Here is a 25,060-nt window from a genome sequence, read left to right on the forward strand (position 1 = left end):
ATGAATTCCGCCGCGGATATCTGGTCCAAAGTGCTCTCCCTCATGGAAGCGGACATGACCGCCACCACCATTCACACCTGGTTTGACGACACGGTGGCCTTGTCCCTGGATGAGGACAAGTTTATTCTCCACACACCCTCAGACTTCAAGCGGGATATTATCCTCTCCCGCTATCTGCCCCCCATTCAAAAGGCCCTGCACGAACTCTTCTCCGCCGACTTCCAGGTGGTAGTACTGGGCGCAGAGGAGCTGGAAAAGTATCAGAACAGCCGCCGTCCGAAGGAAGACGGCTTTCTACCCGGTACCGAGGAGTATACCTTCGAGCGCTTCGTGGTGGGCTCTTCCAACAAATTCGCCCACGCCGCCGCCCGCGCAGTGGCGGACCACCCGGCCCTCAACTACAATCCCCTCTTCATCTACGGAGAATCCGGCCTGGGAAAGACCCATCTGCTTTACGCCATCGCCCACAAGATCCACGCAGACCATCCGGACTACCGCATCGTCTACATCAAGGGCGACGCCTTCACCAACGAGCTCATTCAGGCCATTCGGGAAGGCCGAAATCAGGAGTTCCGGGAGAAATTCCGGTCGGCAGACGTCTTTTTGATGGACGACGTACAGTTCATTGCCGGCAAGGACTCCACTATGGAGGAGATGTTCCATACCTTCAATACCCTATACGAGACCCGAAAACAGATCGTCTTTACCGCCGACCGCCCTCCCAAGGAGATGCTCAAACTGGAGGACCGGCTGAAGACCAGATTCGAATGGGGTCTCATTGCCGACATCCAGCCCCCCGACTATGAAACGCGCATGGCCATCATCAAAAACAAAGCCATCCGTATGGGGGTGGAGCTACCCGAGGCGGTCTTGCAGTATGTGGCTGAGAACATCACCGCCAATGTCAGACAGATCGAAGGGACCGTCAACAAGATCATGGCCCTGCGGGATCTGGAGGGAAGCAATATCGACGCCGCCACTGTCACCCGTGCGGTACGGGATATGTTCAAAGACCCCTCCGACATCATGCCCACCTCCGACGTCATCATCGAAGAGGTGTGCAACTTCTACAACATCGACAACAGCGCTCTGCGGGGACAGGGGCGGACCAAGGATACGGCCCTCGCCCGCCAGGTGGCCATGTACCTGATCCGCGAAATGACCAATCTCTCCCTCAAAGAGATTGGCCGTGAATTTGAAAATCGGGATCATACCACGGTTCTCCACTCCATTGAGCGGGTAGAGAAGCTGAAAAAAAGCACCCCGGAAATCACCGAGGTCATCAAGGATATCCGCTCCAACATCAACGCACGATACGAATAGCTTCTCGAATTCTTATTCATATCGATTTCCATTTTTCCAATCCATACAGCTTATCGCTTTCCACCACATTTTGTGGAAATGTGGACAACTGTATGTGGACAAGTTTCTCCCCTTTTTCCCCTGTGTGGAAACCCTTCTCTTTTCTGCACACCCCCTGTGGAAGCACAACCCTTAGCCCTCCAACCGTTTCAGGGTCTTTTCCACAAAATTTTATACTACGAGTACTATTGCTATCTTTAATCCTCTCCTCTCCTCAAAAAGAGCGGAAACGAAAGGAAGGAAGTCTCCATGAAGTTCTCCTGCGAAAAAGCCCTTTTGCAGTCAGCAATTGCCGTTACGGCCCGGGCTGTCTCCCCAAAAAGCTCCATTCCCGCCTTAGAGGGTATCCTCCTGGAAGCCAGGACCGACCTGCGCCTGACCGGCTATAATCTGGAAACCGGGATCCGTACCGTGGTGCCCGCCCAGATTGATCAGGAGGGAAGCCTGGTACTCTCCGCCCGGCTCTTCGGCGAGATCATCCGGAAGCTGCCCGACGATATCGTCTCCTTTCAGGCCGATGGCTATATGGTCAACATCACCTGCGGTATGAGCCAGTTCAATATTCTGGCCACCGATCCCGATGACTTTCCCGAGTTGCCCACAGTGGAGGACAAAAACGGTTTCACCATTCCCAGGGGCAAACTGGGCTCTATGATCCGCCAGACCATCTTTGCCGTCAGCGACAACGAATCCCGGCCCATCCATACCGGTTCCCTCTTCGAGATCGACGATACGGGCCTTACCGTGGTCTCTGTGGACGGCTACCGGCTGGCTCTGCGGCACGAGCCCATTACGGAGCGTGACGGTGCCCTCTCCTTCTCCTTCGTCGTGCCCGGCTCCGCTCTCTCAGAGGTGGAGAAGATCTGCAGCGACGGTGAGGAGGAGGCTACGGTCACGCAGGGAGAGCGGCACGTCATGTTCCGTATAGGGGATACCATGCTGGTCTCCCGCCGTCTGGAGGGTGAATTTCTGGCCTATCGGCAGGCGATTCCCCGCAACAACGGCATCAAAGTGGAGGGGGATACCAGGGCTCTGCTCACCTCGATTGACCGTGTCTCCCTCATCATCAGCGATAAGCTCAAGTCCCCCCTCCGCTGTGTCTTTGACGACAATGTGCTCAAGATCACCACCAAGACCGGGATCGGGGACGCCTCCGACCAATGTCCCATCTCCGGCGACGGCGGCGGACTGGAGATCGGCTTCAATAACCGCTATCTGATGGACGCGCTGAAGGCCGCTCCCGCGGACCGGGTCCGGCTGGAGCTTTCCTCCGGTGTGGCGCCCTGCGTCATTCTCCCGGCGGAAGGAGAGGAGAACTTCCTCTACATGGTCCTCCCCGTGCGGCTGAAGGCGGGAGAATGATGGAACCAAGACCCTGCCTGCGCAAGGAAAAATCAACCCCCTCAAACGAATTCTGCCGGAGCTGTACCGGCAGTTTGAGGCTTTGGCGGAGAAGGAGCAGATATGCAGACAAGCCAAGTGAAAATTACAACTGAATTCATCAAACTGGACGCTCTTTTAAAGTTTTCCGGGGTCATGGAGACCGGAGGAGAGGCCAAAGAGGCCATTCAGGGCGGTGAAGTCCGAGTCAACGGTGAGGTATGCACCATGCGGGGCAAAAAGCTCCGTCCAGGCGACGTGGTGGAGCTCAGCGGCGTCCGGCTGACCGTACAATGATCGTCAAGCGCATCACACTGGATTTTTTCCGCAACTACCTCCATCTTGAGTGTGCCTTTTCCCCCGCTACTAACGTGATCTATGGGGAGAACGCCCAAGGAAAGACCAATCTGCTGGAGGCCGTCGCCTATTTGTCCACCGCCTCCTCCCACCGGGCCCGATATGACCGGGAACTCATTCAGCTTGGGGTGGACTCCGCCTGGATCCAGGCGGAAGTCTTTGCCCGTGAGCGGGAGTTTACCCTGGAGGCCCGCCTCTCCCGGGGGACACGGCGGCAGCTCTCCTCCAACGGTGTGCGGCTGAAATCAGCCGGAGAGCTCTCCGGTGTTCTGAATACTGTTCTCTTCTGTCCGGAGGATCTGTCCCTCATTCGTGACGGTGCGGCGGCGCGGCGGCGCTTTCTGGACGAGTGCATCTGCCAGCTCCGCCCCCGGTATGCCATGGCCCTGGCGGAATATAAAAAGCTTTATGAACATAAGATCCGCATTCTCCGGGACTGGACGGAAAAACCCTCCCTCCTGGACGCCCTGGATGAGTTTTCTCTCCGTATGGCTCAGACCGGAGCGGTGCTCATCCACTACCGGGCCCACTTTATACGGCGGCTCCAAGAGGTGGTCCCCCCCATCCACAGCGACTTTTCCGGCGGAAGGGAGCGCCTGGACCTCCGCTACGAGACGGTTAAGACCGTGACTGACCCGGAAGCGCCGATGCGGGATATCCTTTCCCAGCTGCTGGAGCACCAGGAATCCCACCGGCAGGCGGAGCTGGAATCCAGACAGTGCCTGTCCGGGCCCCATAAGGACGACCTGGCTGTGGATTTGGATGGCGTATCCGCCAAGACATACGCATCCCAAGGGCAGACCCGTACGGCGGCCCTCTCCCTGAAACTAGGGTGCCGTGAGATTTTTTTTCATGATACCGGGGAATGGCCTGTCCTTCTGCTGGACGACGTGCTTAGCGAGTTGGACCACCGGCGGCAGGAGTTCGTTCTCAACCGCATTGCCGGCGGACAGGTCTTCATTACCTGCTGCGAGGACGACCGCCTGGAGGGACTTGGAGAAGGAAGTACGTTTCACATCCACAACGGACGGCTGGTATAGCCGTCCTCTGAACCGGAAGAGGAGCGATCTATGTATCTGCATCTGGGACAATCCGTGGTGGTGCCCTTTCGGGATGTCATCGGTGTATTCGATATGGACAATACCACCTCTTCTCATCTCACCCGCAAATTTTTAGAGCGGGCGGAGCGGGAGGGCCGTGTGGTGGATGTGTCCGGCGATCTGCCCAAGTCCTTCGCCCTGTGCAGGGCCGGGGATGGAGCGCCGGTGGTCTATCTCTCCCAACTCTCCACGGCCACCCTGCTCAAGCGGGTGGAGAACAATCTATTTGAATGAAAAAGCACGCAGACAGGTTCTGTTTGAACATAAAAGAAACAGGGCCGCCGTTCGCGTGTAAACACGGAACCCAGGAGGTTTTAAAATGTCTGAAGAACTGGAAAACAGCGAGATCAGCCAGCCGGAACAGGTATCACATGAGTACGGCGGTTCTGAGATTCAGGTGCTGGAGGGACTGGAGGCCGTCCGCAAGCGGCCCGGCATGTATATCGGCTCCACCTCTTCCTCCGGTCTCCATCATCTGGTGTATGAGATCGTAGACAATGCCATCGACGAGGCTCTGGCCGGTTACTGCGATGAGATCAATGTGATCATCAAAGAGGGCAACGTCATTACCGTCACCGACAACGGCCGCGGCATCCCTGTGGACATACAGCCCCAGACCGGACTTCCCGCGCTGGAGGTCGTGTTTACCATCCTCCACGCGGGCGGTAAGTTTGGCGGCGGGGGCTACAAGGTCTCCGGCGGCCTGCACGGCGTGGGCGCCAGCGTGGTAAACGCCCTGTCTGAGTGGCTGGAGGTCCAGGTCTACAAGGACGGCAAGATCTATGAGATGAAGTTTGCCAGAGGGAAGGTCACCCAGCCCATCACCGTGGTGGGGGATACCGATAAGCACGGCACTGTGGTCACCTTTCAGCCGGATCCGGAGATGTTCACCGACACCACCGTATACGATTACGATATCCTCCATACCCGTATGCGGGAAGAGGCTTTCCTCAATGCCGGACTGCGTATCCACACCATCGATCAGCGCGCGGGCAGGGAGCAGCATGATGACATGTGCTATGCCGGCGGGATCCGGGAGTTTGTCACTTGGCTCAACCGGGCCAAGAATCCCATTCACGATGGCGTCATCTATATGGCGGGGCAGAAGGGGGATTCCATCGCCGAGTTGGCCTTCCAATACACCGACAGCTACAGTGAGAGTATCCTCTCCTTTGCCAACAACGTGCATACCCCCGAGGGCGGCATGCACGAGACCGGGTTCAAACAGGCGCTGACTTCCACCCTCAATGCCTATGGGAAAAGGATGAATCTGCTCAAGGATGGCGATGAGATCAAGGGCGAGGACTACCGGGAGGGGCTCACCTGCATCATCTCCGTGAAGCTTACCGACGCCCAGTTTGAGGGACAGACCAAGGCCAAGCTGGGAAATTCCGAGGTGCGTACCCTGGTGAGCGCCATCGTATCGGAAAAGCTGGAAGAGTTTTTGGAGGAAAATCCGGCGGTAGGCAGGGCCATCCTGGACAAGGCCCTCACCGCCTCCCGGGCCCGGGAGGCGGCCCGAAAGGCCCGGGAGTCCATCCGGCGCAAAACCGCTTTGGGCGGCGCGGCCATGCCCGACAAGCTGCGGGACTGCAATGAGGTGAATCCCGAGCTCACCGAACTCTATATCGTCGAGGGCGACTCCGCCGGCGGCTCGGCTACCCAGGGCCGGGATTCCCGCTTCCAGGCCATTCTCCCCCTGTGGGGCAAGATGCTCAATGTGGAGAAAGCCCGCGCCGACAAGGTGTACGGCAACGACAAGCTCCAACCGGTCATCACGGCTCTGGGGGCCGGGATCGGGGACGAGTTCGACCCCAATAAGCTCCGCTATCACAAGGTCATCATCATGGCCGATGCCGATGTGGACGGCGCCCATATCCGTACCCTGCTGCTCACCTTCTTCTTCCGCTTTATGCGCCCGCTGATTGAGCAGGGCTATGTATATGCCGCCGTGCCCCCCCTTTACAAGCTGACCAGGGGCAAGCTCACACGGGTGGCCTTCTCCGATGAAGAGCGGGACAAGGTCTCCGCTGAGCTGCGGGGCGACAATCCCAACGCCAAGGTGGACATCAGCCGCTATAAGGGCCTGGGTGAGATGGACCCCCATGAACTGTGGGAGACCACCATGGACCCAGAAAAGCGCACGCTCAAGCGGATTGAGCTGGACGACGCCGTCCGCGCGGACGAGACCTTCACCGTACTCATGGGCGAGAAGGTGGAGCCCCGCAAGGAATTCATTGAAAAGAACGCCAGATACGCCGTCAATTTGGATTACTAAATATGAAAAAGACGGGATATATCACGATCTGTATTTTTCTCTGCGCCGCACTGACCGCCTGCGGAAAGCCGCCCGCCACAGAGACGCCGGTACCGTCTCCTGCCGCCGCCGTACAGACGCTAGGGCCCAGCCCTTCCGGAACGATTGACCTGTCGTCCACTCCGGAGCCGGAGACACTTCCAGTCTCTCCCCTGACCGAGGAAAATACGCCCGCCCGGACGGCTTATGCTGCCGCATTGAACACTCTGCTGGACACCAACATTCTGCCGAACGGCGATAAACCATCCGATGATTACACCGGAAGCATCGAGGACCGGGAACGCATGGCGAAGAACCGATTTTCGGTCTGTGATGTGGACGGAGATGGGGTGGAGGAGCTGATTCTTCTCTATACCACCGCCATTACCGCTGCACAACGGGGTTTTATTTTCTCCTGTGAGGAGGAGACAGGCAAGTTGGGGATTCAGCTGGAGTCCTATCCCCTTTTCACCTTCTATAAGAGCGGTGCGGTGGAGGGCGGATGGTCCCACAATCAGGGGAAGGGAAACACCTTCTGGCCCTATGACCTTTACCGCTACGATTCCTTTTTGGACGTCTATGTGGATGTGGGTTCGGTAGACGCCTGGGACGAGAGCCTGGGTATTGAAGATTATCCCAGCCAGGCGGACAAGAGTGGCAGCGGCTTCGTCTACTATATCGAGACCAATGGGTCTATGACCTGGGAGGACCCTTTGGACGTCTCCATCTATGAGGCATGGCGCTACCCCTATGTGCGGGACGGACAAGAAATTTTGCCGGAATATCTGCCCTTGACGGCGGAAAATATTCAAAGTCTGCTGACAGCAGGCTGATCTGATGCAAAGAGAGCAACGCGCTTTTGAAAAAGAAAGGCTGTTTTTGAATGAGTAAAAAACCGCAGTACGATCCTGAGGAGATCCGGTATCCGGACCAAGTCATCGTGACATCCCCCCTGGTGCCGGAGATGGAGCAGTCCTACATCGAATACGCCATGAGCGTCATCGTGGGCCGGGCCCTGCCCGACGTCCGCGACGGACTTAAGCCGGTCCACCGCCGTATCCTCTACGCCATGTATGAGGACAATCTGACCCATGACCGGCCATTTAAAAAGTCCGCCACCTGCGTGGGCGACGTACTGGGCCGGTACCATCCCCACGGAGACCAGAGCGTATATGACGCCCTGGTTCGTCTGGCACAGGATTTTTCCATGCGCTATATGCTGGTGGACGGCCACGGCAACTTTGGTTCCGTGGACGGAGATCCCCCGGCCGCCTACCGTTATACGGAGGCCCGGCTGGCCCGTATTTCCGAGGAAATGCTCCGGGATATCGACAAAGAAACCGTGGACTGGGACCCCAACTTTGACGAGTCCAGAAGGGAGCCTAGGGTCCTCCCCTCCCGCTTCCCCAACCTGCTGGTGAACGGCTCCTCCGGCATTGCCGTGGGCATGGCCACCAATATCCCTCCCCACAATCTGCGGGAGGTCATCAATGCCTGCATCTGTGTACTGGATAACCCCGAGGCCACTCTGCCCGACCTGATGGAGCATGTCAAAGGGCCGGACTTCCCCACTAAAGGCATCATCATGGGACGTTCCGGCATCCGGGCCGCCTATGCCACCGGACGGGGACGACTGATGGTTCGGGCCCGCACGGAATTTGAGGAGTTCGGCAAGGACCGCACCCGTATCATCGTCACCGAGATCCCCTATCAGGTCAACAAGAGGATGCTCATCAAAAATATGGCCGACCAGGTGGAGGACAAGCGCCTGGAAGGGATCTCCGACATCCGGGACGAGACCGACCGGAACGGTATGCGCATCGTCATCGAGCTGAAGAAGGATGCCAATCCCCAGGTGGTCCTCAACCGTCTCTTTGCCCAGACCCAGCTTCAGACCACCTTTGCCATCAATATGCTGGCGCTGGTCAACAACCAGTCCCAACCCAAGATTTTGTCCTTGCGGCACATCTTGGACGAATACCTGGCCTTCCAGGAGGAGATCATCATCCGGAGGACCAAGTATGACCTCCGCAAGGCACAGGAGCGGGCCCATCTGCTGGAGGGCCTGCTCATCGCCCAGGACAACATTGACGAGGTCATCAAGATCATCCGTACCAGCTATGATAACGCCAAGGAGAATCTGATGTCCCGTTTCCATCTGGACGATGTCCAGGCCCAGGCAATCTGCGATATGCGCCTCATTGCCCTTCAGGGCCTGAACCGGGAAAAGCTGGAGAACGAGTACAAGGAGTTGGAGGAGCGCATCGCCTACTTCAACAAGCTCCTCTCCGACGAGGAGATGCTCAAGGGAGTGCTCAAGGAGGAGCTCACCGCCATCCGGGACAAGTACGGCGACGACCGCAAGACAGAGATCCAGGATGTGGAGGATGAGCTGGATATCGAGGACCTGATTGAGGAGGAGGAGTGCGTCTTTACCCTCACCCGCGCGGGCTACATCAAGCGGACGCCGGCCTCGGCCTATCGGGCCCAAAAGCGGGGCGGAAAGGGCGTCAGCGCGCAGACACTAAAGGAGGAGGACTGTGTGGAGACCGTGTTCACCGCCTCCACCCATGACTATATCCTGTTCTTTACCAGCATGGGCCGGGTCCATCGGAAAAAGGGATATCAGATCGCCGAAGCGGGCCGGACGGCCAAGGGTACCAACATCGTCAACGTCCTCCCCATCGAGCAGGGGGAGAAGGTCACGGCCATGATCCACCTGCGGGAGTATGCCGAGGACCGCTATCTGGTGATGGTGACCCGGAACGGCACGGTAAAGCGCATTTCTCTGCCTGTGATCAATACGGCCCGGAAGGCCGGTATCCGCTGCATCACTCTGGACGAGGGGGATGAGCTCATCTCGGTCCGGGAGACGGACGGCAAGCAGGCGATCCTCATTGTCACACACGACGGTATGGCCATTGCCTTCCTGGAGACGGACGTGCGCTGCATGGGCCGGGACGCCACCGGCGTCCGGGGCATCAAGCTGCGGGAGGGCGACTATGTGGTGGGCGCCGCCCGGGCCAAGTACGATCACCAGGTACTGATGGTAACGGAGAACGGCTATGGAAAGCGCACCCCCATGGACGAGTATTTCCGGGCGGACGGACCGCAGAACCGGGGCGGTTATGGCCTTAAGGGCTATCAGGTCACGGAAAAGACCGGCCCTATCGCCGGGGTCAAGGTGGTCTCCGGCGAAGAGGATATCCTCATCATCTCAGACGACGGCGTGATCATCCGGATGCCGGTAAAGGATATCAACAGCTACAGCCGTACCGCCCAGGGCGTGATTCTGATGCGTCTCCAGGAGGGTGTGAAGGTCATCTCCATCGCCCGGACCGACCATGAGGGGGAGGAGATCGAGGAGCCCGTGGAAGACGAGATTCCCAAAGCGGGGAGCGACCAGGGGGGCCGGACGGAACCGGAGCAGTAAAAGCGCCCGGACAGCGTGAAAGGAGCTTTGCATACGACTGCGATGAAAACGGTGACCATCTATACCGACGGGGCCTGCTCCGGCAATCCCGGTCCCGGTGGCTGGGGAGCGATCTTGATGTATGGATCGTTCAAAAAGGAGCTCTCCGGCGGCGAGGCCCATACCACCAACAACCGTATGGAGCTCACGGGCGTCATTGCCGCTTTGGAGGCGCTCCGAGAGCCCTGTATCGTGGAGCTTTGGTCCGACTCCAAATATGTCATCGACGCCCTGGAAAAGGGCTGGGCCAAAGGCTGGCGGGCCAAGGGCTGGGTCAAGGCGGACAAAAAGCCCGCCCTTAATCCCGACCTGTGGGGCCGGCTGCTGGACCTGTGCGATTATCACAAAGTCCACCTCCACTGGGTCAAGGGCCATGCGTCCAACCCCTACAACAACAGGTGCGATGAGCTGGCGGTCATGGAGAGTCGAAAGTATAAGGAATAAAAAAGTGGGGTCCGAGCTTGGTTCGGACCCCACTTTTTTACACCATTCCGAGAGAACGAAGAAGGTAGAGCCATCCCGTCAGAGTAAAGGCGCTCAGACAAGTGGTGAGCATGACGGTATTGGCGGTGAGGGCACCCTCATAGCCCAGATTCCGGGCCATAACAAAGCTGCTGGAGGTGGTAGCGGAGCCAAGCATGATAAGCACGGTCACCAGCTTGTCGGTACGGTACCCCAGAAGGACCGCCACGGGAAGAAAGAGGGCCACGAAAGCGATGAGCTTGAAAAAGCAGCAGACCATGGCCGGGGGCAGTTCCTCCCTGGCCCTGGCCGCGTCCACCGATGCGCCCAAACCAATGAGGCCCATAGGGGTAGCGACCCCCGCAAAGTTGGAGAGCGTCTTTTGAAAGATAACGGGCTGCGGGATCCGCAGCAGCGACCAGAGAATCCCGACCAGAATCCCGATCAGGATGGGATTGGAGGCCACATCCCAAAACGTCTTTTTGAGGAGCGCTCTTTCCAGCCGCCCGCGGCCTGGCCGCATCAGCGTGAGCACCAGCACCGCCGCGATGTTGTAAAGGGGCACGGCCCCAATGATCATCAGAGGGGCGGCTCCCGCGGTCCCGTAAATAGTCTCAATAAAGGCCACGCCCAGAAGAGCTACGCTGCTGCGATAGGAGGCCTGGACAAACTCCCCCCGGATCTCCGCCGAGAACAGCCGGGAGACCAGGAGCACGGACAGGATGCTCACACCGGTGGTGAAGAGGCAGAAGAGGACGAAGGGGCCGTCCCAGACGGCGAAGAAGTCCGCCCCCGCCAGGTCTTTGAAAACCAGCGCCGGCAGCGCCGCCTTGAATACAAAGGCATTCATCTTATCGGCAAAGACTTTGTCCACAAGACCAATGCGCCGGAAGAAAAAGCCGACCGCCATCATGAGGAAGATGGGGACTGTGGCGTTGAGGCAGAAAATCAGATGTTCCAAGGGGAGGCGCCACCTTTCTTGGACTTTGACAGGAGATGAGGATGAGGCCGTGCTGCCGGGATTGGACAGATGGCCGGGGATCGGTCTACAGCTTTACCACAAGTCCCATCCGGCGGGAGAGCTCAGCGGCCTGATAGAGATCCACCACGGCGCCTTTGAGTTCATCGCAATGTTCGGAGAGGACAAGCGCGTCAATGGTGCAGGTGGTCAAATCCACATGTTCCAGCGGAGTGTGGAAAAAGTTCACCTGATTCAGATCACACTGCTGAAATTCCACACCGGTAAAAGTACAGCGGCTGAAAAAGGAACCGGTGAGAGCGGAACTGGAAAAGCGTACTTCCCGCAGCCGGCTCTGGTTCCAGTTGGCGGCGGAGAAGCGTCCCTGCTCCAAAAGACCGCGCCGCATCCGGCAGTTCTGAAGCCGGACGCCCAGGGCTTTTGTCTCATGGCAGGCGAACCGCAGCCAATAACTGTTTTCAAAATTTCCACCGGAGAGGTCACAGGTGTGGAAAGTAACGTCGGAAAAAGAAGTTCCAAACCAGTCGCAGTCCGGAAGCCGGCAGTGGTCAAAGACCACATCCTGCAAAACAAGGCCGCTGAGGTCCTCCCTCTCCAGCTGGAGATCCCGGATCAAGAGGCCGGAGAGCTCCTCGTCCTCCTCCCGTGCCCTGCGGGCAAGGGCCGGAAAATCATCAACAGGCTGTGGAAATTTTGTGTGTATAGGTTCAGACTGTGCCATGGCGGCTGCCTCCTTCAAAAGGGCCGCCGGAGGATCCTATCGTCCCACGGCGGCCTTGTCTCATTTTGCGCCGCATCCCGCGGTTTTGCTCAGGATATGCTGTCATAGGCGAAGTGCCTGCGCCAGTAATACTGCAGCATGTGATAGTCGTCCACCAGAGCCTGGCCCTCCGGCGTCAAGGCGGCGGTGAGCCTGCCGTCCTCCACGTAGAGACCGGTGGGGGTGTTGATGACCGGCACCTGGTCCATCACCTGCTGGGTGGCCTGCATAAAGGCGTTCCCATCCCAGCCGCACTGGCGAAAGACCTCGTTCATCAAAAAGTTGGGGCTGATGGTGGGGCCCTGTCCGGTAAAATCCCGGTCCAGCGCCTCTTTGGCGGCATCATTGGCCCAGATGAGGTAGCGGGTGGAGTAGTAGTTGTAAAACCCCTCCTCTGTGGAGAAGTCCAGATCCAACCCTATGGCCTTATATACCGCGTTGCCGTCTCCCAGCCAGGGGTTGTGGTCCCCAAAGACCACGATGACCACCGCTTCGCTCTCCCCGCGGAAATAATCGAAGAAGGCTTTCAGATTCTGGTTGGTATTATAGATTGACCCAAAGTAATTGTTCAGGATATTTCGTTCCGCATCGGTGTAATCCCCGCCCAGCACATAATCATAGCCGTCCTCCCACCAGAGTGTGTCGTCGCTGTATGGGCCGTGGCCCTGATAGGTGAGGTCATAGGTGAAAACCGGCTTGCCCAGGGCCTTGTTCGCCTCCCATAGCTGGATGAGCTCCGGGAAGAAGAGATCGTCATACCCCACGTCTCCGCCTGTCATCGGCGAAAAATAGTTTTCCACAAACTTGTAGTCCTCAAAGCCCAGGTTCCGGTTGATGTTTTCCCGGTTGTAGAACCAGGCATAGCAGGGATGGGCCCCGGTGACGGTGTACCCCTGGCTCCTGAAATACCAGGGATAGGAGTTGCTGAGACTGCGGAAGGAACCCAGGCGGGAGAACCCGGTGAGAAAACAGCGCTCGGAGTCCACGGTGCCCCCGGCAAAGATATTGGTGATGAGGTTTCCCGTGACACTTTCAGCCTCCAGGGCGTGGTAGTCCTCGTACACCTTGGGATCCAGCTCTGGTACGCCGTATTTGGTAAAGTCGTCGTAGGATTCCAGCATGATGGAGAGGACTGATACCTTTTGCTCTTCCGGAATATCCGCGTCCTCATAGGCGGAGAGGATGGACTGGGCCCGTTTTTCATCATAGCCGTCGGGAGGCGCATCGGAGGCGGACTTCACACTGTAAAGAAAGGGGTAGACGAAGCCCTTGGAGGTATAGACCTGGGTGGCCGACCAGCGGTTGATGAGAGCGTAATTTTCCGTGCGGTTATTGTAGATATCGTCGCTCTGTATGAGCGCAGAGAGGGGAAAGCACAACACCAGGGCCAGGGTAAAGCCCAGATACCGCAACCTGCCGCGGGGCCGCCACCGGGCACAGAAGTGGAGCGCCGCCCAGCCCAGCACCACCAGGAGGAGGGCGGCCGCCATGGTCTTGGTCAGAAAGAGCTGGTATTTCCCCGCCATGTTGCCCGCCTCCTTGAGGAGAAGCAGGTCCTCAAACATCAAAGGATCATTGCGGAACTGAAGCTTGAACCAGCTTGCTATGGTAAGGCCCAGTACGATGACAGCGGTGATGCCGTAGCTGAGGCCGGCCCGGCCCAGAAGAAAGTAGAGCATCAACCCCAGCAGCAGCACTGGCGCCAGATTCAAAAAGGCGATGAGGGGGTGCTGAAAATAACTCAGAAGCATGGCCTTGCGGTTGACGACAGCGGCAAACAGAAGTGAGAGCCCGCCGATGCCCAAGAAGCTGCAGAAGACAAGCCCTATGTTCCAAAACCAGAACAGGAGCTTTTTCCACACAGGCCAGTGAGAGGGGGGACATGGCTGAAAAAGTACAATTTTTTTCATAGTATTTACCATTTCTTTACATTCGTAGAGAGAAAAAGGACATGGAGCGGCGGCCCAGAGCAAGGGCCGCCGCTCATGTCCGCTCAAAGACGGAGCTTCTGTGCAGGGTGGTCGTGTCAGAACGCCACGCCCCGGGCGATATAATCCTTCAGTTCGCTGATGGGCAGACGGATCTGCTCCATGGAATCACGATCCCGGACCGTCACACAGTGGTCGGCGGGGGTTTTTTCATCACCCACGGTCTGGAAATCCACCGTGATACAGAAGGGCGTGCCGATCTCGTCCTGGCGGCGATAGCGCTTACCGATAGAGCCGGCCTCGTCGTAGTCCACCATAAAGTCCTTGGAGAGCTGTGCATAGATATCCTGGGCGGCGGGCCCAAGCTTTTTGGAGAGAGGCAGCACAGCGCACTTGAAGGGGGCAAGGGCGGGGTGGAAGTGCATGACCACACGGGTGTCGTTCTTTTCGGCGTCCACCACCTCCTCGTCGTAGGCCTCCACCAGGAAAGCCAGCGTGACACGGTCGGCGCCCAGGGAGGGTTCGATGACATAGGGGATATAGTGCTCGTTCTTTTCCTGGTCGAAATAGGTGAGGTCCTTGCCGGAGTGCTCCTGATGCTGCTTGAGGTCATAATCGGTGCGGTCGGCCACGCCCCAGAGCTCGCCCCAGCCGAAGGGGAACATAAACTCAAAGTCCGTGGTGGCCTTGGAGTAGAAGGCGAGCTCCTCCGGCTCGTGATCCCGGAGGCGCAGATTCTCATCCTTAATGTGAAGGCTCAGCAGCCAGTCGTGGCAGAAGTTGCGCCAGTACTGGAACCACTCCAGATCGGTGCCGGGCTGGCAGAAGAACTCCAGTTCCATCTGCTCAAATTCCCGGATGCGGAAGATGAAGTTACCGGGTGTGATCTCGTTGCGAAAGCTTTTGCCTACCTGGCACACACCGAAGGGAAGCTTTTTCCGGGTGGTGCGCTGGATAGCGGGGAAGTTCACAAAGATGCCCTGAGCGGTCTCAGGCCGGAGGTAGACCTCGGTGGAGGAGTCCTCGGTGACGCCCTGATGGGTCTTGAACATCAGGTTGAACTTGCGGATATCGGTGAAGTCGGACTTTCCGCAGCCGGGACAGGTCACGTTGTTGTCCCGGATAAAGGATACCAGATCCTCGTTGGTCATGGCCTCCACATTGACGTCCGTCCGGCCCTGCTCCCCGCACCAGGTCTCAATGAGCTTGTCGGCCCGGTGGCGCATTTTGCAGGCCTTGCAGTCGATGAGGGGATCGTTGAAGGTGGTCACATGTCCGGAGGCCACCCAGACTTCCGGGTTCATCAGGATGGCGGCATCCAGGCCCACGTTATAGGGATTTTCCTGCACAAATTTTTTCCACCAGGCCCGCTTTACATTGTTCTTGAGTTCCACGCCCAGGGGACCGTAGTCCCAAGAGTTGGCAAGGCCGCCATAGATCTCGCTTCCGGGATAGACGAAGCCCCGGCCCTTGCAGAGAGCGACGATCTTTTCCATGGTCTTCTCTGTGTTTTTCATCATAAGACACTCCTCATTTCACCTTAGATAGTATGGACGAAAACCAAAAAACGCCCTGAGCCATGAAGGCTCAGGGCGAACTTCTGTCCGTGGTGCCACCTGAATTCGGGGCCTGGAGAGGCTCCGCGCTCTTGCCCCGGTAACGGCGGGGTCCGGCAGGGCATTTCCGCCCCGCGGCTCATGGGCGCCTTGGGCGCGTCCCAGGGGGCCTCACACCTTCCGGCCCCTCTCTTCTGCTGGAGATCGCGCCTACTCTTCCCGGTCATTGCCAATGTTCTGGGGTATTTTATCATCTTTTTTCCACTCCGTCAAGGCCGTTACACTTTCTTTCCGCTTTGTCATCCAAATGTAACAACTGGAGGCGGGGCCAGTGCTATACTGAAAAAAACAGAAACGGGAGGTATCCAGATGAAACGACGGCTGATGGCCATGGGGCTGCTCCTTACGTGGGCCCTTGCCTGGGGTTCCTCCGCCCTGGCGGCGGAGGAGACGGAGGTGGAGGTCACTCTGAACGGATTTGAGATAGAGTTGGAGCACCCCATTTTGGCGTGGAAGGGGAGCACGATGGTCCCGGTGGAAGAATTTTGCCGGAGCCTGGGGGGAGATGTCCAGACCGCCTCCTGGGACAGCTCTCCCCTGCCCGGCGGCATCCTGTACCGTTGGGCCGAGGACGGCTCCGGTGTGCTCACGGTGGAATGGTATGACCGGACAGTGATCCTCACGCCGGGAAAAGAGGGTGCCGCGTTCCGGGACGGAGTGCTCTATGCCCCTCTGCGCCCCCTGGCGGAGGCGCTGGGGCTCACGGTGGAGTGGACTGGCGTGGTGGAGCTCTCCTATCCCAAGCGACAGGTATATGCCGAGAGTTTGGAGGAGCTGTTCAACGCAGTGGCTCCCGATACCGAGATCGCGCTGGCACAGGGGGAGTACTCCTTCGCGGACATGGATGTGGAGGCGATCCACAATCCTTATGTCCTGGTGGATTACGACGTATTTGATACCGCCACAGGGGAATACAATACCGGGGCGGTCTATCAGGTGGTCATCCAAAATGTCCGGGACCTGACGATCACCACCGGGAATTACCCGACGCCGACCCGGATCTCTACCCCGTGGGCCTACGCGGATGTGTGGCGGTTTGAAAACTGCCGTCGGATAGAGCTGGTGTCGGGAATCGCCGTCCACGACGTGGAGCCGGGCTTTTGTGCGGGCAACTGTGTGGAGCTGGAGAACTGCCGGGATGTCAACCTCCTCGAACTCACGCTGGATGGGAGTGGGGCCTATGGCCTGTGCGCCATTAACTGCCGGAATGTGGGCCTGTACAGCAGCGTCATCCAGAACTGCACTTATGGAGCGGTCAGTCTGTGGGATTCCAAGGACATAGAGCTTTTGAACTGCCGCATCCGCGACTGTACCGGGTGTTTCCACCTGCTGGAGGTCTGTAATACCTCCGATGTCCGTCTGTGGGAGTGCTACGCTATTGAGGGAAACTCCGCCGGTACTCTGGTAGAGAGTACTTACGGGAGTCAAAACGTGGTGTTTGACCGCTGCCATTTCGGAGAAAACGACTTTGGAGGGATAAACGGCTATGGCTGGCAGAGCTCCGGCGGCGCAGTGTTTGTGGACTGCACCGGGCTCAGCTGAGGAAGAGCTCCACATCCTCCACAGTAAGGCCGCTTTGCAGGGCTAGATTGATCCCGAATCCGATGACCTTGGCCATGTCGGAGACCCTCTGATCGATATCCCGGGGCGTTACCATAAGGCTGCCGCCCTCCCCCGCCAGCGCGGCGGGGTCCAGCTCTCCCTTTCCGGCCTCCTCCAGAATATCGGCGGCCAGGGTGGCCCCGTCCACCACGGTGGGGACGCCGATGGCGATGACCGGAACGCCCAGGGTCTCCCGGTTCAGCGCCGCCCTGTGATTGCCCACGCCGGAGCCGGGGACGATACCCGTGTCGGCAAGCTGTACGGTGGTGCAGACCCGCTTGAGGCTGCGGGAGGCAAGGGCGTCCACCGCGATCACACAGGCGGGATGGATCCGTTCCGTCACCGCCCTTACCAGTTCACCGCTCTCCACGCCGGTGGTGCCCAGCACCCCGGCCGCCAGGGCGGCCACAGGGCGGAAAGCCCCGAAGTGCTCCGGCACCTGCTCCACCAAGTGGCGGGTGACCATCGTGTGGTCCGCCGCGCCTGGCCCCACCGCGTCGGGTGTGATGGCCCGGTTGCCCAGACCCACCACCAGAGCTGGAGCACCCTGGGGCAGCTTCAAAAGGCCGGAGAGCTCCCCGGCCAGCGCCCTGGCCGCGCGGGGAAAGGCGTCCTCCTCCCGCCTGGCCAGAGCGGAAAGATCCAGCGTAATATAGGTCCCCTGCGGTTTTCCCAAGGCCTGGACGCCGGCTTCATTGAGGATCTCCACCCGGGTCACCGGATAGCCCTCCCGCTCTTCCTCCCTCGCCCGCACGCCCTCCAGTTCCGTCTCGGCCTCCGCCGACTCGCTCCACAGCTCTCTGGCCTCCAAAGCCAGGTCCGTCCGCCGTTTCAGCATAGCAGCCCATCCCCCTTCAACGCAAGATATAGTAGTATCCTGCAAATTTACTTCTATTTTTAGCGTATGGGAGACAGATATTCAAAAATCGCAGAAAAAGTGAAAAAATAGGTTGCAATTTTCGGCTCGGGCTGGTAAAATAGATACCTGCACGGGCAGGACCCGTGAAATTTGAGATACCATCGGAGGAGGTGTTTGGTTTGCCGAATATCAAGTCTGCCAAGAAGCGCGTACTGGTCAACGAGACCAAGGCGGCCCGGAACAAGGCGGCCAAGTCTGCGCTGAAGACCCAGATCAAGAAGTTTGACGCCGTGGTGGCCGAAGGCAACCGCAGCGAGGCCGATAGCGTCTATAAGACCACGGTCAAGGCCATCGACAAGGCTGCTGCTAAGGGCCTGCTGCACAAGAACAACGCGGCCAACAAGAAGAGCGCCATGACCATCAAGCTGAACAAGCTGGCCTGAGTGGAACTTCTGCAAAACAAACCGCCTGCGAAAGCAGGCGGTTTTTGTGTCCCGAGACAGAAAGAAAAAGCCGCCCGAATGTAAATTCCGGGCGGCTTTTGTTTCTATCAGGTCTCGCGTTCCGTTCTGGTTAGGCACTCCAGTAGTCTGACCATCAGGGGAAGGTAGGTCCCCACAAAGAGGAAGGAGCCCAAGAGGGCTGCGGGCTTTTTCCATCGAAAGGGAACGCTTAGTCCCAAAAGGGTCCCCATGGCCAGGAGACAGACCTTCAGGGCGGCCATGTCCTCCAGATCCATATCCCTGAGCATGAGCCGCCCTGCGGCACACCAGTTTTTCAACATCAGGGGCACTCCTTTCCACGCTCCAGTTTCAATAGGGAACGTTTTAATTCCAGGCCGCCGGCATAGCCGGTCAGGGTCCCGTCCGCACCCACCACCCGGTGGCAGGGAATAAAAATGGGGATGGGATTGCGGTGGTTGGCCTGTCCTACGGCCCGGACCGCCTTTGGGCTTCCCACAGCCGCCGCGATCTGCCCATAGGTCCGGGTCTCACCAAAGGGGATGGCCTCCAGGGCACGCCAGACCTGCCGCTGAAAGGGCGTGCCTCCCTCCGGGGCCAGGGAGAGGGAAAAGGCTGTGTGGCGGCCCGCCAAATACTCCAGTAGCTGCCGCCGCGCCTCTGAGAGCACGGGCGTTTCGTGCTCCGCGATGCGGGGCGTCGGATCACCGGGCAGATACAGCCGGATGATATGGCCGGCTTCTCCACCGAGAAAAAAGGTCCCCAAGCGGCTGGGGACGGAGAGCAGCTCCACAGGAAACGACCTCCTTTCCACAGGGCAAAACAAGACATCTCACAAAAAGTAACGTTTCCGGGCGAAGTGGACGATTTCCAGTTCGATCCCCTCGGTGTCATAAAAAAAGAAAGCGTAGTAATCCGGGGTATATTCTGGGTAACACTTGGGTGGGATCCGAATCCGCACGCCGGGAATGGCGCGGACCTGTGCAAAGAGACGGTCCACCTCCTCCCTGCTGTCGGCGGCAAAGGCCAGATGGTGCAAGGCTCCTGGTTTCCGGCGGCAGACGCCCTCTCCCGCCAGCTCAGGACGGGGACTGACGAGACCCAGGCTGAAATCAGCGGTGGCGTAATCGATCTCCGTGTGATCGAAATCCGAAAAATCTCCCCGGCCCTTATGCCTCAGATCAAAACCCAGCAGGGGCAGCAGCGCGTCGTAAAACCGCTCCGCCTGGGACAGATCGGAGACCGTGAGCTCCACATGGTCGATGTGGGGACGCATATCAGTCGTACCGCCGGATTACGGCCACCACCTTGCCCAAAAGCTGGGCCCCATCGCCGTCAATGGGCTGGTACTCCGGATTCTCCGGCATGAGCCAGACATGTCCGTCCTTCCGGCGCAGGGTCTTGACCGTAGCCTCATCCTCAAAAAGGGCCACCACGATCTCACCGTTTCGGAAGTGCTCCTGCTGGTGGACGACGACGTAGTCTCCGGGCAAAATGCCCGCGTACAGCATGGACTCACCGCGGACCCGCAGGGCGAAATGCTCTCCGGTCAGGCCGCCGGTGTCAAAGGCGAGATAGTCCTCGATGCACTGTTCGGCCAGAATGGGCGACCCGGCGGCCACATTCCCCACCACTGGTACCCGGTCGGCGGGGGGATCGGCCTCCGACGGCGGAAAGCCGCCCGCCACCGTGATGGCCCGGGTTTTTCCCTCCGCCTTGGTGATGAGGCCCGCCGCCTCCAGCCCCTTCAGATGGAAGTGGACTGTGGAGGGGGATTTGAGCCCCACATGTTCGCCGATCTCCCGGACAGAGGGGGGATAGCCGTGATCCCGCTGAAAGGAGATGATATAGTCGTAGATTTGCCGCTGCTTTTCCGTCAGCGCCTTCATGGCGGCCCCTCCCTTGTATGGATTTCTTGTATCATACCACACAACACACAAAAAGTCAAACAAGCGTTCTAAGAAATTTGGGGGATGCTGTTCACAGAAACTTCATTGACATTGCAGAGCACTCGTATTACAATATGTAAACATGCTAATCATAAGTAGGCTAACTATTTAAAAAAGAAGGAGGGTCTTTTCTATGGAGATGCGGGAAAACATGCCCGGCATTCTCTTTCAATCTGTAGAACGGGCCAGGAAGCAGGCCATTCAAACGGAATTGTCACGCAGGGGGTTGGGGACACTAGGACAGCCCATGATTCTGTTCCTGCTCAAGGACAAGGGGCGGGAGGGCCGGATTGCAGCCCAGAAAGAGCTCTCCGACGCCATGCATGTCTCCCCCGCCACGGTGGCCGTCTCCCTCAAGTCCCTGGAGCGGGAGGGCTATGTGGAAAAGCTGGCCGACGAGACCGACCAGCGCCGGAAGGCGGTGCGGCTCACCCCCAAGGGAGAGGCCGCCATCCAGAGGTGCGTCCAGGTCTTTGAGGCGGTGGACCAGAGCATGTTCGAGGGCTTTCGCCCCGAGGAGACGCGGCAGGCCTGCGGCTATCTCATGCGGATGCTCCACAATCTGCGGGGGGATCTTCCACCGGAAAGGATGAACTGTCAATGCTGAAAAAATTTCTTCCCTATCTGGGAGAATACAAAAAGTACGCCGTGCTCACACCCCTTCTCATGGTGCTGGAGGTACTCTGTGAGCTGGCGCTGCCCCGGTTTATGGCCAACATCGTGGATGTGGGAATTCCGGGCAACGACCTCTCCTACATTTTAAAGATGGGCGGCATCATGCTGGTGCTGGCCGTGGGCAGCATGCTCTGCGGCATGTTCGGCGCCAAGCTGGCCGCCGTGGCGGGCCAGGGCTTTGGCGCCAATCTGCGCCGGGGCATTTATAACAAGGTACAGGAGTTTTCCTTCGCGGACATCGACCACTTCTCCTCCGCCTCCCTCATCACCCGGATCACCAACGATGTCAATGCCATCCAGATGATGGTCACCATGGCGCTGCGGATGCTGGTCCGAGCCCCCGTGATGCTGGTGGCCGCCCTGGCCGTGTCCATCAGCATCAACGCCCGGCTGGCCATGGTCATGCTGGTGGCCATCCCCTTGCTGGTGATCGCTATCGGCGTGCTCATGAGTATGTGCAACCACCTTTTCCAGGTCCTTCAGACCCGCATCGACGCCCTGAACGGCACCGTGCAGGAGAATCTGGTGGGGGTCCGGGTGGTGAAGGCCTTTGTCCGGGCGGGCTACGAGAAGACCAAATTTAAAAAATCCAACGACGACCTGACCAAGGCCGCCATCAATGTGGATATGCGAGTCATCGCCATGATGCCCATCATGATGATCGCCCTCAACGGCGCCACCGCCGCCGTGCTCTACCTGGGCGGCTCCACTGTGATGTCCGGCGGCATGCTCATCGGCGACCTCTCCTCCTTTATCACCTATATCTTCCAGATTCTGATGAGCGTCATGATGCTGGGAATGAGTCTGCTGCAGCTCTCCCGCGCCATTGCCTGCGCCCGCCGAATCGACGAGGTGCTGGAGACCGAGCCCTCCATTGAGGACGGCTCCTGCGGCGCCGACACGCTGCCTGCGCCCAAGGGCCAGGTGGAATTCCGCCATGTGGACTTCAAGTACCAGGCCGGGGGCACCGGGGAGAATGTTCTCACCGACATCGACTTCACCGTCCGCCCCGGCGAGTTCCTGGCTGTGGTGGGCGGTACCGGTACCGGAAAGTCCTCTCTGGTGAACCTGATCCCCCGGTTTTACGACGTCACCGACGGCGCTGTCCTGGTGGACGGGGTGGACGTGCGTGACTATCCCCTGGATGAGCTCCGCGCCCGCATCGGCATGGTGCTTCAGAACAACGTCCTCTTCACGGGCACCATCCGCGAGAATCTGCTGTGGGGCCGCCCGGACGCCACTGAGGAGGAGATGATCCAGGCCGCCAAGAATGCCCAGGCCTACGATTTCGTCATGGCGCTGCCCGACGGCTTCGACACCCAGATGAGCCAGGGCGGCACCAATGTCTCCGGCGGCCAAAAGCAGCGGCTGTGTATTGCACGGGCCATGCTCCGGCACCCGGCCATCCTTATCCTGGACGACTCCACCTCTGCCGTGGATACCGCCACGGACGCCAAGATTCGGCAGTCCTTCAAGGAAAACCTGGCCGGCACCACGGTTATTATCATCGCCCAGCGCATCAGCTCGGTCCAGTCTGCCGACCGCATTCTGGTGTTGGACGACGGCCATATCAGCGACATCGGGACCCATGACGAGCTCATGGCCCGCAACGAAATCTATCAGGAGATCTACCAGTCTCAGCAGGAAGGAGTGCAGGAATAATGGCGCAGCAGCGTGGTCCCGGTGGCCCTGGCCAGAACCGGGGCGGCTTCCAGAAGCCGAAAAATCTGAGAAAGACCGTCTCCCGCCTGATGAGCTATCTGGCCCGGCGGAAGTGGCCGCTCCTCATCGTCCTTTTGTGTCTGCTGGGCTCAGTGGTCACCAACATTGCGGGTTCCAGCTTCATCAACCTGGTCATCATCAACAACATTGCCGCGGGCAGCTATACCGGCGTGTCTAGTTTAGCGGCCGATGTGGGCAAGCTCATCTCCATCTATGCCGTGGGCTGGGTGGCCACTTACGGGCAGTCGGCCATCATGGTCCAACTGGCCCAGAGGGGCACCAACCGCCTGCGGAAGGATCTATTCGACCATTTGCAGACCCTGCCCCTATCCTACTTTGACCGCCACCCCCATGGAGAGCTCATGAGCCGCTTCACCAACGACGCGGACAATGTGCAGCTCGCCCTGGAACAGAGCGTGGTCTCCCTCCTCTCCAGCGTACTCATGTTTGTGGGCATCGTGGTGGTGATGCTGGTGGTGAGCCCACTGCTTTTCCTGGTGTCCGTGGTCACTCTGGGGAGCACCTTCGTGGTGTTCAAGGTCTTCGGCGGCCGCAGCCGGAGGTATTATCAGAAGCAGCAGGCCGACCTGGGCGCCGTCAACGGAAATATCCAGGAGACCATTGAAGGGCTGAAGGTGGTCAAGGCCTTCACCCACGAGGAGCAGGCCAAGACGCTCTTTGCACGGCTCAATGAGAATTACCGCGCCTCCGCCACCGCGGCCAACTTTTACTCCACCGCCATCATGCCCATCGCCATGAACATCATGAACATCGGCTATGCCCTGACCGCCGCCTTCGGCGGAGTGCTGTCCATCGCCATGGGTCTGCCGCTGGGCTCCTTCACCCTCTACCTCAATTATTGCCGGCAGGTGGGCCAGCCCATGAATCAGATCTCTCAGCAGCTCACCACCATTCTCTCCGCACTGGCGGGCGCCGAGCGGATCTTCGAGTGTATGGACGAGACCCCGGAGACCGACGAGGGCTTTGTGACCCTGGTCCCCGTGGTCCGGGACAGCGAGGGCCGGATGACGCCCGCGCCCCAGGGCGCCCATGTCCATGACTGGGCCTGGAAGGTGCCGGAGAATCCCCGCTTTGTTCTGGTCTGCGCAAGCAAGGATGCGCATGACGAACTGGTGGAGTGTGGGGAGGACGTGCCCGGCCACCTGTGGGCGTGGAAATACGTCAATAAGGACGATCCCGCCTTCGGGCTCCACCGCATCCGCGGCGATGTACAGCGGGAGGAGGGCTATGTGCTGGCTCAGCTCACCGGGGCGGTGCGCTTCCAGCATGTGGACTTCTCCTATGTGCCGGGCAAGCAGATCCTCCACGATGTGACCGTCTTTGCAAACCCCGGGCAGAAGATCGCCTTTGTGGGCTCCACCGGCGCGGGCAAGACCACCATCACCAATCTGGTCAACCGCTTTTATGAGATCCAGGACGGCGTCATTACCTATGGCGGCATCGACGTCAAGGCCATCCAAAAGGATGATCTGCGCCGCTCCCTGGGCGTGGTGCTCCAGGATACCCACCTCTTTACCGGCACCGTGATGGAAAATATCCGGTACGGGCGGCTGGAGGCCACCGACGAGGAGTGCGTGGAGGCCGCCCGCATCGCGGGAGCGGATTCCTTTATCCGCCGCCTGCCCCAGGGCTATGATACCATGGTCACCGGCGACGGCGCCAACCTTTCCCAGGGCCAGCGGCAGCTCCTGGGCATCTCCCGTGCCGCCGTGGCCGACCCTCCGGTGATGATCCTGGACGAGGCCACCTCCTCCATCGATACCCGCACCGAGCGCATCATCCAAAAGGGCATGGACGCCCTGATGGAGGGGCGTACCGTGTTTGTCATCGCCCACCGGCTCTCCACCGTTCGGAACTCCAACGCGATTATGGTGTTGGAGGGCGGCCGCATCATAGAGCGGGGCGACCATGAGGAACTGATCGGCCAAAAGGGCCGGTACTACCAGCTCTACACCGGTGGGGCCGAATTGGAATAAAAAAGCCGTTTTGTCTGCTGAAGGGGAGGTCCCGGTTAGAACAACCGGGACCTCCCCATTTTTCAGGCTGAGAATTGTTTTTT

Annotated in this window: 23 protein-coding genes and 1 other annotated feature; of the genes, 14 read left to right on the forward strand and 9 right to left on the reverse strand. The window is 58.9% G+C overall.

Annotated elements, in window-relative coordinates:
• From dnaA to rnhA, 9 genes are all read left to right on the forward strand, one after another.
• Positions 1 to 1,323 carry a chromosomal replication initiator protein DnaA gene (dnaA, locus tag SRB521_RS00005; protein ID WP_033117620.1) on the forward strand — a complete coding sequence of 441 codons (1,323 nt, stop codon included), beginning with the start codon at positions 1 to 3 and terminating at the stop codon, positions 1,321 to 1,323.
• 288 nt (positions 1,324 to 1,611) lie between these two features.
• The gene (gene dnaN, locus SRB521_RS00010; RefSeq protein WP_116721611.1) at positions 1,612 to 2,724 is read left to right on the forward strand and encodes a DNA polymerase III subunit beta; all 1,113 of its coding nucleotides are present in this window, start codon (positions 1,612 to 1,614) and stop codon (positions 2,722 to 2,724) included.
• Positions 2,725 to 2,826: 102 nt separating this feature from the next.
• A complete protein-coding gene (locus SRB521_RS00015; protein WP_075704852.1) occupies positions 2,827 to 3,039 on the forward strand; it encodes an RNA-binding S4 domain-containing protein in 213 nt (70 codons plus the stop codon).
• Positions 3,036 to 4,139, forward strand: coding sequence for a DNA replication/repair protein RecF (gene recF, locus SRB521_RS00020; RefSeq protein WP_116721610.1), 1,104 nt, complete (start codon positions 3,036 to 3,038; stop codon positions 4,137 to 4,139). The genes SRB521_RS00015 and recF overlap by 4 nt, the downstream gene beginning before the upstream one ends.
• A gap of 30 nt (positions 4,140 to 4,169) precedes the next feature.
• Complete coding sequence (gene remB, locus SRB521_RS00025; protein WP_058116691.1) at positions 4,170 to 4,433, forward strand: extracellular matrix regulator RemB; 264 nt, start codon at positions 4,170 to 4,172, stop codon at positions 4,431 to 4,433.
• Positions 4,434 to 4,518: 85 nt separating this feature from the next.
• The gene (gene gyrB / locus SRB521_RS00030) at positions 4,519 to 6,477 is read left to right on the forward strand and encodes a DNA topoisomerase (ATP-hydrolyzing) subunit B (protein WP_075704855.1); all 1,959 of its coding nucleotides are present in this window, start codon (positions 4,519 to 4,521) and stop codon (positions 6,475 to 6,477) included.
• 2 nt (positions 6,478 to 6,479) lie between these two features.
• Positions 6,480 to 7,328, forward strand: coding sequence for a hypothetical protein (locus SRB521_RS00035; protein WP_075704856.1), 849 nt, complete (start codon positions 6,480 to 6,482; stop codon positions 7,326 to 7,328).
• A 50-nt stretch (positions 7,329 to 7,378) separates the two neighbouring features.
• Positions 7,379 to 9,928 (forward strand): DNA gyrase subunit A, encoded by a 2,550-nt coding sequence (gene gyrA / locus SRB521_RS00040; RefSeq protein WP_075704857.1) that lies wholly within the window; start codon positions 7,379 to 7,381, stop codon positions 9,926 to 9,928.
• Positions 9,929 to 9,970: 42 nt separating this feature from the next.
• A complete protein-coding gene (gene rnhA, locus SRB521_RS00045) occupies positions 9,971 to 10,411 on the forward strand; it encodes a ribonuclease HI (protein WP_033117628.1) in 441 nt (146 codons plus the stop codon).
• Between the two features lie 37 nt (positions 10,412 to 10,448).
• Here the strand turns inward: rnhA and SRB521_RS00050 are convergent, their stop codons facing one another.
• The 4 genes from SRB521_RS00050 to SRB521_RS00065 all read right to left on the reverse strand — a co-directional run bounded on the left by SRB521_RS00050 (position 10,449) and on the right by SRB521_RS00065 (position 15,613).
• The gene (locus tag SRB521_RS00050; protein ID WP_116721609.1) at positions 10,449 to 11,390 is read right to left on the reverse strand and encodes an AEC family transporter; all 942 of its coding nucleotides are present in this window, start codon (positions 11,388 to 11,390) and stop codon (positions 10,449 to 10,451) included.
• 85 nt (positions 11,391 to 11,475) lie between these two features.
• Positions 11,476 to 12,129 (reverse strand): pentapeptide repeat-containing protein, encoded by a 654-nt coding sequence (locus SRB521_RS00055; protein ID WP_075704859.1) that lies wholly within the window; start codon positions 12,127 to 12,129, stop codon positions 11,476 to 11,478.
• A gap of 89 nt (positions 12,130 to 12,218) precedes the next feature.
• Positions 12,219 to 14,078, reverse strand: a complete 1,860-nt coding sequence (locus SRB521_RS00060) for an LTA synthase family protein (protein WP_165366514.1) — start codon at positions 14,076 to 14,078, stop codon at positions 12,219 to 12,221.
• A 116-nt stretch (positions 14,079 to 14,194) separates the two neighbouring features.
• Entirely contained in the window at positions 14,195 to 15,613 is a 1,419-nt protein-coding gene (locus tag SRB521_RS00065; RefSeq protein WP_075704861.1) for a glycine--tRNA ligase, read from the reverse strand.
• 68 nt (positions 15,614 to 15,681) lie between these two features.
• Positions 15,682 to 15,888, reverse strand: a binding site (T-box leader).
• Between the two features lie 133 nt (positions 15,889 to 16,021).
• Between SRB521_RS00065 and SRB521_RS00070 the strand changes: the two genes are divergently transcribed.
• The gene (locus SRB521_RS00070) at positions 16,022 to 17,254 is read left to right on the forward strand and encodes a right-handed parallel beta-helix repeat-containing protein (protein ID WP_033117634.1); all 1,233 of its coding nucleotides are present in this window, start codon (positions 16,022 to 16,024) and stop codon (positions 17,252 to 17,254) included.
• Here the strand turns inward: SRB521_RS00070 and gpr are convergent.
• Positions 17,247 to 18,152, reverse strand: a complete 906-nt coding sequence (gene gpr, locus SRB521_RS00075) for a GPR endopeptidase (RefSeq protein WP_075704863.1) — start codon at positions 18,150 to 18,152, stop codon at positions 17,247 to 17,249. The genes SRB521_RS00070 and gpr overlap by 8 nt on opposite strands.
• Positions 18,153 to 18,352: 200 nt before the next feature.
• Here gpr and rpsT point away from each other — a divergent pair, with 200 nt between their 5' ends.
• A complete protein-coding gene (gene rpsT / locus SRB521_RS00080; protein ID WP_033117636.1) occupies positions 18,353 to 18,616 on the forward strand; it encodes a 30S ribosomal protein S20 in 264 nt (87 codons plus the stop codon).
• Positions 18,617 to 18,723: 107 nt separating this feature from the next.
• On the opposite strand, the gene SRB521_RS00085 is transcribed toward rpsT, so the two are convergent.
• The 4 genes from SRB521_RS00085 to lexA are packed head-to-tail and all read right to left on the reverse strand — an operon-like array spanning position 18,724 to position 20,523.
• Positions 18,724 to 18,957: a hypothetical protein gene (locus SRB521_RS00085; protein ID WP_058116698.1), complete on the reverse strand. Its 234-nt coding sequence runs from the start codon at positions 18,955 to 18,957 to the stop codon at positions 18,724 to 18,726.
• On the reverse strand, positions 18,957 to 19,427 hold the full coding sequence (locus SRB521_RS00090; protein WP_075704905.1) for a methylated-DNA--[protein]-cysteine S-methyltransferase: 471 nt from the start codon (positions 19,425 to 19,427) through the stop codon (positions 18,957 to 18,959). The genes SRB521_RS00085 and SRB521_RS00090 overlap by 1 nt, the downstream gene beginning before the upstream one ends.
• Before the next feature lie 39 nt (positions 19,428 to 19,466).
• Positions 19,467 to 19,910 (reverse strand): VOC family protein, encoded by a 444-nt coding sequence (locus tag SRB521_RS00095; RefSeq protein WP_116721606.1) that lies wholly within the window; start codon positions 19,908 to 19,910, stop codon positions 19,467 to 19,469.
• A 1-nt stretch (position 19,911) separates the two neighbouring features.
• Positions 19,912 to 20,523 (reverse strand): transcriptional repressor LexA, encoded by a 612-nt coding sequence (gene lexA, locus SRB521_RS00100; RefSeq protein WP_033117638.1) that lies wholly within the window; start codon positions 20,521 to 20,523, stop codon positions 19,912 to 19,914.
• A gap of 193 nt (positions 20,524 to 20,716) precedes the next feature.
• Here lexA and SRB521_RS00105 point away from each other — a divergent pair, with 193 nt between their 5' ends.
• From SRB521_RS00105 to SRB521_RS00115, 3 genes are read left to right on the forward strand one after another with little or no spacing between them, the layout of a single operon-like run.
• Positions 20,717 to 21,190, forward strand: coding sequence for a MarR family winged helix-turn-helix transcriptional regulator (locus tag SRB521_RS00105; RefSeq protein WP_052082653.1), 474 nt, complete (start codon positions 20,717 to 20,719; stop codon positions 21,188 to 21,190).
• Positions 21,184 to 22,920: an ABC transporter ATP-binding protein gene (locus SRB521_RS00110; RefSeq protein ID WP_116721605.1), complete on the forward strand. Its 1,737-nt coding sequence runs from the start codon at positions 21,184 to 21,186 to the stop codon at positions 22,918 to 22,920. The genes SRB521_RS00105 and SRB521_RS00110 overlap by 7 nt, the downstream gene beginning before the upstream one ends.
• Complete coding sequence (locus tag SRB521_RS00115; RefSeq protein WP_075704909.1) at positions 22,920 to 24,977, forward strand: ABC transporter ATP-binding protein; 2,058 nt, start codon at positions 22,920 to 22,922, stop codon at positions 24,975 to 24,977. The genes SRB521_RS00110 and SRB521_RS00115 overlap by 1 nt, the downstream gene beginning before the upstream one ends.
• Positions 24,978 to 25,060 lie beyond the last annotated feature (83 nt).

Source organism: Intestinimonas butyriciproducens (assembly GCF_004154955.1).
GTDB classification, from domain to species: Bacteria; Bacillota; Clostridia; order Oscillospirales; family Oscillospiraceae; genus Intestinimonas; species Intestinimonas butyriciproducens.

Excerpts from the sequence above, each read along its gene's own strand:
- dnaA (WP_033117620.1), top strand. The coding sequence starts at position 1 with ATGAATTCCGCCGCGGATATCTGGTCCAAAGTGCTCTCCCTCATGGAA.
- dnaN (WP_116721611.1), top strand. The coding sequence starts at position 1,612 with ATGAAGTTCTCCTGCGAAAAAGCCCTTTTGCAGTCAGCAATTGCCGTT.
- SRB521_RS00015 (WP_075704852.1), top strand. The coding sequence starts at position 2,827 with ATGCAGACAAGCCAAGTGAAAATTACAACTGAATTCATCAAACTGGAC.
- recF (WP_116721610.1), top strand. The coding sequence starts at position 3,036 with ATGATCGTCAAGCGCATCACACTGGATTTTTTCCGCAACTACCTCCAT.
- remB (WP_058116691.1), top strand. The coding sequence starts at position 4,170 with ATGTATCTGCATCTGGGACAATCCGTGGTGGTGCCCTTTCGGGATGTC.
- gyrB (WP_075704855.1), top strand. The coding sequence starts at position 4,519 with ATGTCTGAAGAACTGGAAAACAGCGAGATCAGCCAGCCGGAACAGGTA.
- SRB521_RS00035 (WP_075704856.1), top strand. The coding sequence starts at position 6,480 with ATGAAAAAGACGGGATATATCACGATCTGTATTTTTCTCTGCGCCGCA.
- gyrA (WP_075704857.1), top strand. The coding sequence starts at position 7,379 with ATGAGTAAAAAACCGCAGTACGATCCTGAGGAGATCCGGTATCCGGAC.
- rnhA (WP_033117628.1), top strand. The coding sequence starts at position 9,971 with ATGAAAACGGTGACCATCTATACCGACGGGGCCTGCTCCGGCAATCCC.
- SRB521_RS00055 (WP_075704859.1), bottom strand. The coding sequence starts at position 12,129 with ATGGCACAGTCTGAACCTATACACACAAAATTTCCACAGCCTGTTGAT.
- SRB521_RS00060 (WP_165366514.1), bottom strand. The coding sequence starts at position 14,078 with ATGAAAAAAATTGTACTTTTTCAGCCATGTCCCCCCTCTCACTGGCCT.
- SRB521_RS00065 (WP_075704861.1), bottom strand. The coding sequence starts at position 15,613 with ATGAAAAACACAGAGAAGACCATGGAAAAGATCGTCGCTCTCTGCAAG.
- SRB521_RS00070 (WP_033117634.1), top strand. The coding sequence starts at position 16,022 with ATGAAACGACGGCTGATGGCCATGGGGCTGCTCCTTACGTGGGCCCTT.
- gpr (WP_075704863.1), bottom strand. The coding sequence starts at position 18,152 with ATGCTGAAACGGCGGACGGACCTGGCTTTGGAGGCCAGAGAGCTGTGG.
- SRB521_RS00085 (WP_058116698.1), bottom strand. The coding sequence starts at position 18,957 with ATGTTGAAAAACTGGTGTGCCGCAGGGCGGCTCATGCTCAGGGATATG.
- SRB521_RS00095 (WP_116721606.1), bottom strand. The coding sequence starts at position 19,910 with ATGCGTCCCCACATCGACCATGTGGAGCTCACGGTCTCCGATCTGTCC.
- lexA (WP_033117638.1), bottom strand. The coding sequence starts at position 20,523 with ATGAAGGCGCTGACGGAAAAGCAGCGGCAAATCTACGACTATATCATC.
- SRB521_RS00105 (WP_052082653.1), top strand. The coding sequence starts at position 20,717 with ATGGAGATGCGGGAAAACATGCCCGGCATTCTCTTTCAATCTGTAGAA.
- SRB521_RS00110 (WP_116721605.1), top strand. The coding sequence starts at position 21,184 with ATGCTGAAAAAATTTCTTCCCTATCTGGGAGAATACAAAAAGTACGCC.
- SRB521_RS00115 (WP_075704909.1), top strand. The coding sequence starts at position 22,920 with ATGGCGCAGCAGCGTGGTCCCGGTGGCCCTGGCCAGAACCGGGGCGGC.